The 12,821-nt window shown below is 75.6% G+C and carries 9 protein-coding genes; 1 reads left to right on the plus strand and 8 read right to left on the minus strand.

The features are described from left to right. Positions 1 to 72 precede the first annotated feature (72 nt). On the plus strand, positions 73 to 975 hold the full coding sequence (locus tag IEZ03_RS24480) for a hypothetical protein (protein ID WP_184881125.1): 903 nt from the start codon (positions 73 to 75) through the stop codon (positions 973 to 975). Positions 976 to 978: 3 nt separating this feature from the next. Here IEZ03_RS24480 and IEZ03_RS24485 read toward each other — a convergent pair whose 3' ends face one another. The 8 genes from IEZ03_RS24485 to IEZ03_RS24520 form a co-directional block, all read right to left on the minus strand. Next, on the minus strand, positions 979 to 2,313 hold the full coding sequence (locus IEZ03_RS24485) for an RCC1 domain-containing protein (protein ID WP_184881127.1): 1,335 nt from the start codon (positions 2,311 to 2,313) through the stop codon (positions 979 to 981). Then, the gene (locus tag IEZ03_RS24490) at positions 2,310 to 3,641 is read right to left on the minus strand and encodes a ParB N-terminal domain-containing protein (RefSeq protein ID WP_229808536.1); all 1,332 of its coding nucleotides are present in this window, start codon (positions 3,639 to 3,641) and stop codon (positions 2,310 to 2,312) included. The genes IEZ03_RS24485 and IEZ03_RS24490 overlap by 4 nt, the downstream gene beginning before the upstream one ends. Continuing rightward, the gene (locus IEZ03_RS24495) at positions 3,628 to 5,292 is read right to left on the minus strand and encodes an MATE family efflux transporter (RefSeq protein WP_189241233.1); all 1,665 of its coding nucleotides are present in this window, start codon (positions 5,290 to 5,292) and stop codon (positions 3,628 to 3,630) included. The genes IEZ03_RS24490 and IEZ03_RS24495 overlap by 14 nt, the downstream gene beginning before the upstream one ends. Continuing rightward, a complete protein-coding gene (locus IEZ03_RS24500; RefSeq protein WP_189241234.1) occupies positions 5,279 to 7,549 on the minus strand; it encodes a tyrosine-protein kinase domain-containing protein in 2,271 nt (756 codons plus the stop codon). Before IEZ03_RS24500 ends, IEZ03_RS24495 begins: the two co-directional genes overlap by 14 nt. Before the next feature lie 89 nt (positions 7,550 to 7,638). Beyond that, positions 7,639 to 9,114 (minus strand): GumC domain-containing protein, encoded by a 1,476-nt coding sequence (locus IEZ03_RS24505; protein ID WP_184881134.1) that lies wholly within the window; start codon positions 9,112 to 9,114, stop codon positions 7,639 to 7,641. Between the two features lie 6 nt (positions 9,115 to 9,120). Next, positions 9,121 to 10,020 (minus strand): sulfotransferase domain-containing protein, encoded by a 900-nt coding sequence (locus tag IEZ03_RS24510; RefSeq protein ID WP_184881136.1) that lies wholly within the window; start codon positions 10,018 to 10,020, stop codon positions 9,121 to 9,123. Continuing rightward, positions 10,017 to 11,255, minus strand: a complete 1,239-nt coding sequence (locus tag IEZ03_RS24515; protein ID WP_184881138.1) for a protein kinase family protein — start codon at positions 11,253 to 11,255, stop codon at positions 10,017 to 10,019. Before IEZ03_RS24515 ends, IEZ03_RS24510 begins: the two co-directional genes overlap by 4 nt. Next, on the minus strand, positions 11,252 to 12,640 hold the full coding sequence (locus tag IEZ03_RS24520; protein WP_184890376.1) for a hypothetical protein: 1,389 nt from the start codon (positions 12,638 to 12,640) through the stop codon (positions 11,252 to 11,254). Before IEZ03_RS24520 ends, IEZ03_RS24515 begins: the two co-directional genes overlap by 4 nt. Between the last annotated feature and the right edge of the window lie 181 nt (positions 12,641 to 12,821).

Genomic DNA, 12,821 nt, shown 5'->3' on the forward strand with positions numbered 1-12,821 from the left:
TTCGGCCACCTTTCCCCACGTCACGCCGGTACTGTCAATGGTCGTCGCAGAGTGCTAGAAGGAGCCGCTCTCGTGAACATCTCTTCCCGCCGCATCGTCGCGTCCGGGGTGCTGACGCTGGCGCTGGCGCCCGCGATCGGGCTGACCGCCGCCCCCGCGTCCGCGGAGGTCGACCTCGACGCGATCGCCGAGGGCATCACCGAAAGCGGCTACTACGTCGACTCGAAGGCCAAGTACTACGAGTCGGACGGGGCGCAGGAGCTGCTCCGCCAGGCGCAGGGGCGCTCCGTCCCGGTCTTCGTCGCGGTCGTCCCGGCCGGGAACGACGCCGGGCAGATCCTGCAGCGGCTGCCGGGCATGCTGAACCGCAAGGGCACGTACGCGGTGCTCGCGGGCGACCAGTTCCGGGTCTCCTCGAACACGCTGCCCGAGGGGCAGGTGAAGGCCGTCTACAGCAAGGCGGTGAAGGCGGGCCACGGCAAGCCGGACGTGGCGCTGCTCAGGTTCGTCCAGACGCTCCCGGAGTCGAAGTACGCGCCGCCGAAGGCCGGACTGCCCGGCAACAACGGCAAGCCCGCCCCGGAGACCCCGCCTGCGGAGGTGCAGCAGCGGGAGGAGAAGACCCTCGCCGAGTCGCAGCCGACCGCGCCCGCCGAGGGCGCCCCCGAGGCCGCGCCGAAGGACGACGGGTCCGCGATGCCGTTCCTGCTCGGCGGCGGCGGCCTGGTGGCCGTGGCCGCGGCCGGTGCCGGCGGTTTCCTGCTGTGGCGGCGCCGCTCCCTGACGCCCGCCACGCCCGGCGCCCCCGCTCCCGGTACGCCCGCTCCTGGTACTCCCGGGCCCGGTACTCCTGCGCCCGGTGCCCCCGCCTCCGGCGCGCCGGGTGCCCAGCCGCCCGCCCAGCCGTCCGGTCAGCCGCCCGCGGAGGCGTCGGGGCCCGGGGAGACCAAGCCCGAGCCGCCCAAGGAGTCCTAGCTCCTAGCTCACGGAGTCCTGCGGGCTCACCAGCAGGATGAGGTGGCGTTCGCCGACCCCCGCCGACAGGGCCTTGCCCGGAGCGGTGCCGGCGGCGGCCGCCACCGGTCCGGGCCTGCTGCGGGGCGCCCGCTTCCCGGAGCCGAGCTGGCCGCTGCCGCCCGCGCCCCACGTCAGCGTCGTCCCGTCGGCCAGGATCGCCGCGCCGTACGCCTCGCCCGCGAACACCTGCGCGGCACGGCGCAGCCTCTTCTCGTCCTTGCTCCGGCCCACGACGGGGACGGGCTCGGTGCGCAGCTCGACCGTTCCGTCGCCGAGCTGCCCGGCGGTGTTGTTGCCCCAGGCGACGACGGTGCCGTCCTCGCGCAGCGCGTAGTTGTGCTTCTCCGCCGCCGCGATCGCGGAGACGCCGCCGAGGTCGCCCTTGCCGCGCACGCCCTTCACCAGGGCGGGGACGAGCCGGTCGCGGCGCGTCCCGTCGCCGAGCTGCCCGAGGTCGTTGTGGCCCCATGACGCGACCCGCCCGTCCCGCAGCAGCGCCAGCCCGTGCTGCCCGGCGACCGCGATGCGGGCGACGCCGGTGAGGTGCCCCTCCCCGCTCAAACCGCGCACCGGGACGGGCAGCGACCGGTCCTCGCGGGTGCCGTCGCCGAGGTTGCCGTAGTCGTTGGCGCCCCACGCGAGCACCTGCCCGTCGCCGCGCAGCGCCAGTTCGGTGTGCCCGTCGGCGGCGATGGCGGTGATGCCGGTGAGGGGGCCGCTCCCGTCCGGTGCCCGCACGGTCGTGGGGAGGCGCGGGGCGGTGCGCTCGCCGATGCCGCGCTGCCCGGACGACCCCTTGCCCCACGTCACCACGGTCCCGTCGCGGCGCAGCGCCATGGAGAAGTCGTTGTTCGCGGCGATCGCCACGACGTCGCCCAGCCGGCCCCCGCCGGGCGCCCGGACGGGCACGGGAACGTTCCGGTCGCGGGTCGTGCCGTCGCCGAGCTGCCCGTGGTCGTTGGCGCCCCACGCGACGACCTCCCCGCCGGCGCCGACGATCGCGAGCGAGTGCCGACCGCCGCCCGCGACGGCGTGCACGCCGTCGAGCCGGCCCTCCCCGCCGATGCCGGTCACCGGTGCGAGCCCGGGGTCGGTCTCCGCGCCGGGACGGCCGAGCTGCCCGCTGGCGTTGAGGCCGCTCGTCCACACGGCGCCCGTCCGCTCGATCGCGGACCCCGCCGCGGGCGGCGCGGGGATCGGGCGCGGCGCGGGGGACGCCGGCTCTCCGCAGGCCGCCGCCGTCAGGAGCACGGGGACGGCCAGCAAGGCGGCGGCCGCCCGGCGCGCGGGGGTCACGCCGAGCGGACGCAGGCGAACAGGTGCCTGGCGTAGTTGTCCTCGTACGGGGGCCGGGCGTCGTCGTCGGGGCCGAGGTCGACGATCTCGTCGAAGCCGGTGTTCTCGCGCAGGAACCGCTCGACGCGCGCGGGGTCCCAGCCGCGCAGCGACTCGGCGAACCACGCCTCGTTGTCCTGGCCGGTGTCGAAGAACAGGACCCGGCCGGTCGCGCGGTCCAGCAGCCGGATCAGCTCCTCGGCGGACACCGAGCCGCGGCCGAGGACGAAGTGGTGCAGCAGGCTGAAGCACGACACCACGTCCCAGCGGGCCGGGTCGTGGCCGCCGAGGAACTCGACGCAGTCGCCGGTGGCGATGGCGCCGTCCGGCAGGCCGTAGACCGCGCGGCCGAGCGGGACGGCGAGCGGGTCGCGCTCGATGCCCTCCGCGTCGAAGCCGCGCTCGCCCATCCGGGTGACGAACCAGCCGTAGCAGCTCGCGACGTCCAGGTAGCGGCCGCCGGCGATGCCGCGCTCGGCGAGGAACGCGTCCATCTTGGCGAGCCGGTCGGTGCACTGCCGGACCGTCGTCCAGCCGGACCGCAGTTCGGGCGCGTCGATCGGCTGGTATAGCTCGTGGGTGCCGTCGAGCCAGCTCATCTTGAGCAGGAGGTCCTGCAGCGGGGTGGTGACGGGCAGCCACTTCGCGACGACGCTCGCACCGTCCGCCCCGCTCATCGCGGCGATCGCGAGGCGGTGGTGGCCGTCGAGGATCTGGTACTGGTCGGAGCCGCGGACGGGCGCGACGAGCACCGGGTCCTGCGGGCCGCTCTGCTGCGGGCGGGGCGCGGCGCCGGGCACCTCCTCGCCGCGGTGGCGGGCGACGAACGCGCGGGCCGCGGCGAGCACCCCGGCCTCGTCGGTGCCGCCGAAGTAGTTCCCGCCGGCCTTGATGCAGCGCAGCCCGAGCCGCCCGTAGGGGCTGTCGAGGATCTGCTCGTCGCTCAGCTCGGGCACCTCGTCGGCGAGCCGCAGCAGCGCGACGTGCGGGCCGTCCAGGAACGGCGTGGACGGCCACAGCAGGTCGTCGGTGCGGTCGGCGAACTCGCGGGCGGTCCAGCCGCCCTGCGCCCCGACGAGGAGCTGGTCGAACCGGACGGGCACCTTCCACGGGCGGCGCAGCACGGCGGTGGACACCGCGACGCGCGCGGCGGCCGGGATCGGCAGCGAGCGCCCGGCGTCGACCAGGCGCCCGTACACGGGGCCGCTCGGCGCGATCCCGGTCTTGCGCAGCACCGCGCGGGACTTGCGGCGGACCTGCTGTATTCCCGGCATGTCAATTCCCGGCATGGGCGCTCCTGGCAGGTGTCGTTTCGGCGGCCGGCGGGGCGGCGGGGCCGGCGGGATCGGGCCCGCCTGGCGGCACGGCGCGGCCGCGCCTCCCCGGCAGCAGGGAGGCGAAGGCGGTCAGGGACAGCCGCTCCCGGCCGCCCCACATTAGGGCAAAGTACAGGATCGTGCCCGGGACCAGGGCACATGCGAGCGCGACGGGGCTGGAACCGGCCACGAGCCGGACCGCGAGCGGCAGCGCCCCGAAGCTCAGCAGGGCCGAGCCGCCGGCCCAGAACAGGCCCGCGCTCGCCGGGGTCATCCCGAGGATCCGGCGGACCTGGACGAGGGCCAGCAGCGTCCGGACGAGCAGCCCGCACGCCCGCGCCAGCGCCGCCCCCGCGATGCCGAGCGGCGGGATGAGCAGCACGTTCAGCACCAGGTTGACGGCGAGCGCGGTGCTCTGGTTGACCAGGCTCAGCCCGCTGCGCCCCGCCATCAGCAGCATCACGTCGCGGGCGCCGGTCGCGGTCGCCACCAGCATCGCCATCGCGAGGATCACCGTGACGGTCTCGCCGGACCCCGCGTAGCCGGGGCCGAACGCCCCCAGGTAGACCGGTGCGCCGACGGCGATCGACAGGTGCACCGGCCAGGCGAGGGCGAGGTTCCACGACGCGCACACGGCGAAGATCCGCTGCGCGCCCGCCCGGTCCGCGAGCGCCAGCAGCCTGCTGACGGCGGGCTGCATGACGTTCTGCACGGCCTGGGTGACGAGCTGGCTGATCACGATGAACCGGGTCGCGGCGGTGTAGATCGCCGCCTCGCGGGGCGAGCTGAGCGCCGCGACCAGCACGATGTCGGCGCGCTGGAACGCCGTCTGGCAGACCTGCGCGAACGCGCGGGGGGCGGTGAACCGCCAGAACTCGCCCGCCAGCGGCCGCCACCCGGCGGGCACCGGCGCGTCCGTTCGCGCGTCCGCCGCCGGGTCCGCCGGTGCGGGCGCCTCGGCGGGGCCGCCCGCGCGGCTGATCTTCCGGTACCACGTCGCGGCGATCAGCAGGCAGGGCAGGTAGGGCGCCGCCCAGGCCAGCGCCAGCCAGACCGCGCCGTCGGTCAGCACCGCCGCCGCGACCACCCCGGCGACCTGGAGGGTCTGCCGCAGGATCTTGTCGACGAGGACGGTCGGCCGCATCGAGCCGTAGCCGCGGGTCGCCGCCAGCAGCACGTCGTGCGCGGCGGCCAGCGGCAGGAACAGCGCCAGCACCCGCACCATCGCGGCGGCCTCGCCGGGGTCGCCGCCGCCGAACTGGCCCGCCGTCCACGGCGCCGTGGCCGCCAGGAGGAGCCCGGCGCCCGCCGCCGTCGCGAGGACCGGGACCAGCGCCACCGGCACCGTCCGCAGCGCGGCGGCGCGGTCGCCGAGCGCCAGGTGCCGGGGCACCCAGCGCAGCAGCCCGGCGTCCGTGCCGAGCCACGAGACGGCCTGCAGGATGATGAACAGCGACGTCGCGGCGAAGAACACGCCGGCGATGCGCTGCGAGTACAGGTGCGCGACGAGGAAGACCAGCGCGAGGCCCTGCACTCCCGCGACGGCGGCGCCCACCAGGTTGAGCGCGCCGCCCCTGGCGAGTTTGTTCAGATTGGGGCCGGCGGTCGGTTCAGGGGCCGGCATGCCGCCCGGCCTTGTGCGCGTTCTTGCCGTAGCGCGGCACCACGTCCGCCGACTCGCCGGACGCACCGGAGGCACCGGACCCGCCTGACCCGCCGGACGCACCGGGCGCACCGGGCGGGCCGTCCGCGGGCTCGTCCGGGATCTCCGGCGGCATGTACTTCGAGATGTCCTCCTGCGTGCGCGTCGAGGCCGACTCCAGCGCGGCGTCGGTCTCGGCCTGCTCGTCGTGGATCGCCGGATCGCCGGGCGCGGCAGGGTCGGAGGGGTCGGGCTCCGACGGCCGGGCCCTGCGGGCGCGGCTCCGCGCCGATCCGGTCGCCCCCGAGGGGGAGGTCTGCGGGACGTCCGCCGGCGCGATGGGCTTCGGCGCGACGGGCTTGCCCGGCCCCGAGGGCGGCTCCAGCGACGGCGGCGTGGGGCGCCGCGCCGAACCGGCCGGGGGCGCCGCGCGCCGCGAGCCGGGCCGGGGCGGCCGGGACGCGCCCGTCCGCGTCTCCGCGGACCGCGGCGGCTGCTTGATCTGCGGCAGCGCCTGGGTGACGAGGGACGCCGGGTCGGCGGCGGACCGCTCGTCCTCGTCGCGCCGCGCGGTCGGCCAGTAGCCGCCGTCGTCGGCCGGGTCGGGGCGCCGGGGGTCCTCGGCCCCGGGCTGGTCGTCGGCCCACCCGAGGTGGGCGTCACCGCCGGTGCGGTTCTCGCCGCTGCCGCGCGGGTCGGGCGCGCGCGTCTCGGCGGCGTCCCGCGGCGGCCGGGCCTGGCGGGACGGGGCCGGCCGCGCCTGCCTTCCCCCGCGCGGCTCCGGCGGCTCCAGCAGCGCGCCGAGCACGGTGACCCCGGCGCGTTCGGCCTCCACGTACGCCTGGCGCAGCTCCTCCCGGGTCGTCACGCCCTGGTTCACCACGAGGATGACCGCGTCCATGAACGTGCACAGCGCCTGCGCGTCGGCGTCGTGCAGGCTCGCGGCGTTGACGACGAGGTACTCGCTGCGGCGGCGCAGCACCTTCACGGTCTCGCGCATGCGCGGGCCGCTGAACCGGTGCGCCGCCTCCAGGGCGCGGGGGCCGCGCGGCAGCAGCCGCAGCTGCGAGTCGGTGTGGATCAGCAGGGTCGCCGGGTCGGTGCCGGACAGCAGCGTGTCGGACAGCCCCTTGCCGGGCCGCGCGCCGAACAGCCCGGTCATGTCGGCGTCCTCGGTGGTCGCGTCGATCATGATGGTCTTGGCGCCGGCGAAGGCGAGCGAGACCGCGAGGTTGGCGCTGGCCAGCCGGGCGCTGCCGCCGGGGGTGGCGCTGGCGACCAGCAGCGCGACCGGGGTCTGCGGCGCGGTCGCCACGACCGCGGCGCGCAGCCGCTGGTACGCCTCGCCGACCGGGCTCTTGGGCGCGCTGACCAGCGCGAGGGAGTCGCCGGGCGGGCCGCCGGGCGGGATCGTCGACAGCGCCCGCACGCCGAGGCCCTCGACGGCCTCGGCGTTGCGCAGCCGCTGGTTCAGCCGCTCCCGCAGCAGGATGATCACGAACCCGGCGAGCAGCCCGAGGAACAGGCCGCCCGCGCCGTACAGCGCCTTGCGCATGACGCCGGGCCCCGCCGGCGCGTCCGCCGGCGTGATGACCTGGCCGGGGTCGATCGGTGTGCTGGCGATGTCGTTGGACTGCTCGTCGATCACGCCGAGCTGGTTGGTGTAGGCGGTGACGCGCTGCTGGAGCGTGGCGCGCTTGGAGCCGCTGGACAGCGCCAGTTCCCGGTTGGTCTGCGTCAGCAGCCGCTCGACCTTGCTGGCCTGCGCCTCCAGCTTGGCGAGCTGGTTGTTCACCACGCCCTGGGCGCGCTGCGAGCGGTACTCCAGGTAGGCGTCGGCGAACGCCTGCGCGCCCGCCCGCGCGTTCGACGAGCTGGAGGCGGTGTAGGCGAGGTTGAGCACCTGCGTGTTGGGCGGGACGGACACCTCCACGTCGCCCTCGGGCTCGCGCCCCAGCTTCTTCTGGACGATCTTCGCGACTCCGTCGGTGCCGACGAGCTGCGCCTCCGTCTGCAGGTTCACCAGGTCGTCGCCGCGCCCCTCGGGGGAGTACGGGTTGCCCTCCAGCGGGCTGACCAGCACGGTCGCCGTCGCCTGGTAGGGGGGCGGCACGGCGATCTCCAGCGCGATGCCGGCGCCCGCGCCGAGGACGCCGAGCGCGACCAAAGCCACCGTGTAGCGCCGGACCAGGGACAGCAGCTGCCCTCCCTGCGGGTCGGCCGTCTGGTCAGCTCCCACGACGTTCCCCCTCATCGATCCGGGTCGTGACTGGCGGAATGTTCACCAAGACTTTAACCGCGTGTTGCGCGCGGACGGTTCCGTTCATCTCAACCTCGTCCGGGAGCGGTGGCTCTGGGTGGGGTCCGGTCGGCGGTGCGCCTCGGGGCCCGGGGTGTGGGGCCGCCGAGGGTGGGTGCGGTCAGCACGATGCCACGCGGGGGGTTGGCGGACTGGTCGAGGGCCAGCACACCGCTCGCGACCTCGCGGTCCAGGGCGCGGCCGCGCTGCGCCACGACCAGGGTCAGGTCGCTGGCGGCGGCCGCGGCGATGGTGTCGGCGCCGTTGATGTCGGGAGTGGTGATGATCACGATGCGCGACTCGCGGCCGGCCCGGTGGACCGCCCGGGTCAGCTGCCGGTCGTCGTCGCTGCGCACCAGCCGGACGGTGAACGCGCGGCGGGCGCGGGCGGCGCGCGGCGGGTCGACGGGGTCCTCCCCGTCGGCGGCGATGCGCAGCACGGTCGTCGCCGAGCCGCCCTCGGTGCACAGCTCGGCCAGCTCGTAGGCCAGCTCGGTGCCCGCGGACGCCGGGACGCCGACGACGAGCACGGTGGTGGCCTCGGCGTCGAACACCAGGTTGCGCAGGCGGCGGCAGACCTCGCGGTGCCCGCCGCCGAGCGTCGGCGCCTCCACCATGATCGGCAGCCGGCTGTGCAGCCGGACGTCGGCGGGCCGGCGGATGCGGCGCGGCCGCATCTCGCGCACCAGCACGTACCCGAGCCAGACCAGCAGCCCGAGCCCGATGCCGCTGGCGCCCGCGATGTCGCGGTTCGGGTCGTCGCGCCGCTCGGGCAGCCCGGCCGCCCGGAGCACCTCGCCGGGCTGCTCCTCCTTGCTCTTCAGCCCGGCGATCTGCCGTTCCACGTCGCGGATCTGCTTCACGATCGCCTGGCGGCGGGTGCGGGTGGTGATCCGGCGCAGCTCGTCCTCGTTGCCAGGCAGCGCGCGCAACTGCGTCCTGAGCAGGACGAGGTTCTGCTCCAGCGCCTCGCGGTTGCGCTGCTGGAGCTGGCCGAGGATCTGCTTGCGCAGCGTCAGGTACGCGTCGGCGACGACCTCGGCGCCGCGCCGGGCGTCCGCCGGCGTCCCGCCCCGGACACCGATCGTCAGGACGTGGGTGCCGGTCGGCACCGTCAGGTCGACGCGTTCGCGGAGCTCGTCGTAGGAGGCGTCGAAACCGGGATGCCTCGCCAGCTCGGCCAGCACCTTCTCCGACCACACGAGCTGGGCCTCGGTGTCCATCGTGGTCTCGCGCGGATTCCGCAGGTTGAAGTCGAGCGCCGAACCGATGTCGATGCCGGGGTGCAGCGCGACGGGCGGCGCCAGCACCGAGATCCGCGCGGTGTACGTCGCGGGGGTGAGCGCGACCTTGGCGGCGCCGAGCGCTCCGCCGACCAGCACCGCGATCACCAGCGCGGTGAGGTGCCGCCGGACGGCGCCGACGAACCGGGTGACCGGGATCGAGTCCGGCGCCGTGGGCGGTTCCGCCTGCACGCTGGACGGGCCGAGGGTGCGCTTGTTCATGCCGTCCTACCGGGCGCCCGTCCGCCGCCACGCCGGCTCGGCGCCGAGGAGCGCGGCGAGCTTGTCGTCGTAGGGGGCGTAGTGGTCGGCGAGGCGGCGGTGCAGGTGGTCCGGCAGCGGGGACCCCGGCCGGGCATTGTGCCGCTCGAACGCGGCGGGCCGCCACCGCGGCAGGCCGAGGAAGTCCAGGATCGAGTCGTAGCAGGGCTCCGGCTCGGTGAAGAAGTCCTCGGCGTACACGACCAGCACCCGCTCCCGCCCGAACAGCTCGAGCAGCCGCTCGATCTGGTCGGCGTACTGGCCGCGGTCCACGTACGAGTGGTGCCGGTGGCTGTGGCTGACGTACGCCGGGTCGGCCTTGATCTTGTCGACCTCGCCGGCGAGCCGCTCCGGCTCCAGGTCCAGCGCCCGCTCGAACGGCTCGGTCTCGAACCCGCGGGCCAGCTCGTGCTTGTGCGCCGAGTAGGCGCGCACCACCGGGTCGCGGAGCAGCGCGATCAGCTTCACGCCGGGCAGGTCCCGCGCGATCCGCTCCGGCGCCAGCGGGTGGTGCATGTAGTAGCCGGCGGACTCGAACGCCAGCGGGGCCGTCCCGTCCGCGCCGGGCAGGTCCGCCGCCGCGGTGCGGCGCTCGGCGAGCGACCGGACCGGGAAGTGCCCCCGGTACCAGGACAGGCCGCGCGGGTAGTTGACGTCGAAGTAGTGCACGCCCTTGTGGAAGTTCGGCTGGGCGGTCGCCGGGTGCGCGGCCAGCGCCCGGAACAGCGACGTGGTGCCGCCGCGCTGCGTCCCGACCATGAGGAAGTCCGGCAGCATGCGGGCGCCGGAGGTCAGCCGCCCGCCGGCGCGGGTGGCCGCGCGGCCGGCCTCCTTCACCCACTGCGGAGCGTCGCGGCGCGAGATCAAAGGTTCCTCCCGGAGTCGGGTCGCGGCGGGTGGGAGCGCAGCAGTTCCAGCAGCCGCTCGGTGTCGGCGCGCAGCGGGCCGCCGATCGGCTCCTGCGCGGCCAGGAGGTAGCGGCGGCACAGTTCCAGCAGGTACAGGCGGACGGTCGCCTGCGCGGCGGCGCCGGTCAGCCCGAGCGGCTCCAGGGCGGTGGGCGCGGTGTCCGGCCAGGTCGCGTAGGGCGGCCCGGACGCGGTGCGCATCGCCTCCTGCAGCCGGTAGTGCAGCAGGTCGAACCCGTTCGGGACGCCGCGGGCGAACCGCTCCCAGTCCCACAGGCGCAGCACGCCGCGGTGCCAGGCCATGTTCCAGGGCGTCCAGTCGCCGTGCCAGGCGCCGAAGTCGAGGGCCAGGTCCCCGTACGCCTTCCCGGTGGTCTCGATGACGTCGCCGAACCGGTCGCGCTGCCCGTCGTCCAGGACCTGCGCGGGGCTCGCGGTCAGCGCGTCCCAGAAGCCGCTGTCGCGCAGCGCGGCCCGCTCGACGCCGCCGACCTCGAACAGCGTCCGCATCTCGTCCAGCGGCGCCCGGCCGCGCGGGCGCCAGCCGAGCGCGCCGGTCGGCAGGGGTTCGAGGACGAGCAGGTCGAGCCCGTGCCACGTCCCGTGGTGCAGCAGCCGCGGGACGTGCAGCCGGGCGTGCCGGTCCGCGTGCTCGCCGGCGGGGCCGGGCAGCCGCGCGTTCAGGTACGCCAGGGCGTCGGCCTCGCCCGCGAGCAGGTCGCGGGCGGTGCCGGTGTCGCCCACCTTGACGAACGCGACCGGCTCGCCGCGCGGGGACAGGACCTGCAGGATCGGCTTGCGGTTGGCGCGGGCGCTGCCGAGGCCGATGCTGACGACGACCGGGCGGCCGAGCAGCTCGGCCAGGTGGTCCTCGACGGAGGCGCCGCCGCCGGTCACCACCAGCCGGTCCTTCAGCCCCCGCTCCGGCAGCCCGGTGCGGACGGCCGCCGCGGTGACCCCGCGCGCGGCGCGCTGCTTCGGGCCGAGGTCGTGGCTGTAGCGGCGCAGCGCGGCCGCCGCGGCCCGCGGCAGCCCGGCCGGCACCAGCAGCCGCGGCCGCCGGGCGTCCGGCAGGAACGCCAGCTCCCGGCGGGCGCCGGCCGCCTCGCCGGGGCCGGCGGACTCGACGCGCGCGTCCGGCCACAGGTCCTCGACGGCCTCGGTCCAGGCGCGCCGCACGTCCTCGCCGCTCATCGCGATGCTCCGACGGCGGCGTGGGAGGCGGCCCCGCCGCGGGCGTCCCGCCGGGCCCGCCACATCAGCGCGACCGCGATCATCACCGTGTACAGCGGTACCTCCACCATGTCGTACGTGATCATGAACAGCCCGCAGGCGATCAGCACCGCGCAGCCCGCGAGCGAGTAGGCGCCGCGGTCGCGCCAGTGCCGGAAGAACCGGATCGTGAAGAACGCGCAGAACGCGATCGTCCCGATCACCCCGTTGGCGAATATCAGCAGCCACAGGTGCCCCTGCGTGCCGAGCGGCGGCGACTCGCACGCCTTGCAGCCGACCTTCGCGCCGCCGGCCACCTGGCCGAGGTCGCCCTGCACGTTGCGGGTGGAGCCGAAGCCGACCAGCGGGGACCCGGTGAGGGCGCTGCGGGTCGTCTCCTCGGCGAGCAGCGTGCGGCGGTTGTTGCTGTGCGGGTTCTCCAGGCGGTCCTGGACGAGGCCGGGCAGCGGCGACAGCGCCACGACGATCGCGCCGACGGCCGCCATCCCCGCCGTCCAGGCGATCACCCGCGGCCCGCCGACCTGGAGGAGCTTGACGACCCCGAACAGCCCCATCACGCCGAGCGCCGCCCACAGGCCCCGGTTCAGCGAGTACACGACCGGCCACAGGGACGCGGCCAGGACGACGAACGCGAACACGCGGCGGCGCGTCCCGGCCCGCAGGACCCAGGTCAGCAGGAAGTAGGGGAGGAAGAACGCGTAGGCGGCGCCCCACGTGTTGGCGTACGCGAACGGCGCCATCGGCCGGGACTGCTCGAACCCGAGGATCGATTCGAGGTCGGCCACCTTCGGATGGACGATGTCGCGGACGAACGAGTTCTCCGCCAGCCCGCGCGGCAGCAGCATCTCGACCGGCGAGGTGAGCTGGATCGAGGGGAAGAACGAGCCGATCAGCCCGCCCACGGCCGTCACGACGAACATGTAGCCGAGCAGCTTGCCGATCCGGCCGGACGGCAGGTCGCGCTCGCTGAGGTTACCGATGTACAGCAGGACGACGGTGAACGAGACGTACCAGGCGAGCCGCCAGCCGTAGACCAGCAGCCTGCTGAAGCCGCCGCCGGGTTCGGCGAACGGGGCGTCCGCCCACAGCACCAGCACGCCCAGCAGGACCCAGACCAGGAAGAACAGCCAGACGCCGAACCCGCTTGGCGCGACGAGCGTGCCGCGCCGCCGCCACAGCGTCACCGCCATCGGCACCGTCATGACCAGCAGGACGACGTTGGCGAGGCCGAGGATCCACCACAGCGGGAAGGCGAGGAAGGCGACGCTGAGCGGCCAGCCCGGCTGCAGGCGCCACGGCAGCAGCCGCGGCGTCGCGAGGGGCGTGTTCCCCGCGATCCCTCGCATCCCGGTCAATCACCGCTCCGTTCCCCTGGACCGCACCGGCGGGTGCGCGGACCGCGCCGCCCGGTGACCGGACGCACCGCCCGCGTCCCTGGAAGGACGCGCATCGTTGGTGGACGTCCGGCCGCCTGCCTGGGACGACACCGGGCGCTGGCCGGATCAGGCCACGCTCGCCGGTGCTCCG

Source organism: Actinomadura livida (genome assembly GCF_014648675.1).
GTDB classification, from domain to species: domain Bacteria; phylum Actinomycetota; class Actinomycetes; order Streptosporangiales; family Streptosporangiaceae; genus Spirillospora; species Spirillospora livida.